General features: G+C 40.3%; 1 protein-coding gene. It reads right to left on the minus strand.

Annotated features, from left to right (window positions below):
* Window positions 1-1,567, minus strand: a 1,567-nt coding sequence (locus tag QOS01_RS10250; protein ID WP_283622256.1) for an IS1182 family transposase, incomplete at its 3' end; no start/stop codon positions are given.
* Between the last annotated feature and the right edge of the window lie 145 nt (window positions 1,568-1,712).

Genomic DNA, 1,712 nt, shown 5'->3' on the forward strand with positions numbered 1-1,712 from the left:
GGTTGATCATTTTACCCAATTTCGTTAAGTTCAATGCCATTAAGGTTAATCCGACATCATTTTCCACAGCCCGTTGGCCGCGCAAATGAGTTCGGCGTACGCCAAAATCCCTCTTCATGCGACCAAAGACTGGTTCAACGTCGAACTTGCGTCGACGATAGATCATCTTACCTTCATCGCTTGAGAGGGTCTCTTTGACTTTTGCTTTGTAATAATTCCAAGTTGGATTAACCTGGATGTAGCGCTGACGCTTACCTGGCGTTTTAGCTAACTGATCTAACTCTTCTGATGATTGATGTGTGTCGGCACGATAGAGTTTAAGATCGCGCTTAAATCCATACTTATCAGTTCGTTTACTGTAGCGATAAAAACTGAAGCGAACGCCTAAATGATCAATATAGTAGTCATCTTCGGCATTGTACTGCCAATTCTGAGGTTTTGTTGGATCATTTTTGAACTTACGCTTCTGCTCTTTTTGATAGGTGGTGTATGGAATGAGTGGTTGCTTATCGAATTGGTCAAGCAGTGTTGTGTAATTATATTCACTACCGTAACCAGCATCAGCTACCACGTGTGTAAAGAAATCCAAGCCATGGAATTGCTTAAGAAATGGCACTAAAGTCCTAGTATCAGTAGGATTGGAAAATAAAGCATAATCAAGGACAAACTGATTATGCGTGGCAATCTGAAGATTATATCCGGGTTTGAGTTCTCGGTTCATCATCGGATCTTCTTTCATGCACATAAAAGTTGCGTCGTGGTCTGTTTTCGAAAAGCTATTTCGTCCTTGAAAAATATCTTCGACACGTTCATATTTTTTAGCCCGTGGAATTAAGTCTTCTCTCAGTTGACGACGAAGCTTCTTTAGAAAACGTCGCCGACGTTTTCTAACTGAACCACCTTTAATTATTTTCGGCTCCTGTTTAATGGCTTCGTCTAGATTAGTGATTTCTTTTTCCACTTCTTCAGCCATTAATTCCATACCGTCGATAGATTCAATCATTTCTGGTTTCATCTCTTTGATGACTTGCTTTTCTACTAACTCATCATAAATACTAGCCGTCTTTTCTCTCAACTTAGCGTGATACTTTTCTATTGCCCGACGCCAAGTAAACGAGTACTTATTAGCATCCGCTTCAACCTTAGTGCCATCAATAAAGACTGCATCATTTTGAATTAGCCCATGGTCCGTAAGAGCCATAGTAAAGTAAACAAAGGTACGTTTTATTAAGTTCCTGGCGTGCTCACTCCGTCGAAAGTTATTGATGGTATGGTAACTGTATGAATGATCACGGGCTAACCATCGCATTGGTAAGTTTTCTTCTAACAAGGTTTCTATTTTCCGGCCAGAATAAGTTTGACGAGAGTACGCAAACAACAGAATTTTTAACATCAGTGCAGGGTGAGAAAGTGGGCGGCCGGTGACGGCCACGTTCTCTTCTAACAAAACCTCTTGTGGAATGGAATCGACAAAAGTATCAATTAACCGAACCAGATGATTTTTTGGCACATTGTAGTCATAATTTAGTACGAATTCTGTTTGTCCCGTGATATAATTTTGATACATGAAAATCGCTCCTTTATGTTTGTTTTTAGGGGTAATTACATCATATCAGGAACGATTTCCTGTGTACATAAGAAGCCGGACGATGAACCAAGATTTGATTCATCGTCCGGCTTTCATTTTGGACTGAGAGTTTTTTCCCAGCCTC

It is taken from the genome of Limosilactobacillus avium (assembly GCF_947381485.1).
In the GTDB taxonomy this organism is placed as follows: Bacteria; Bacillota; Bacilli; order Lactobacillales; family Lactobacillaceae; genus Limosilactobacillus; species Limosilactobacillus avium.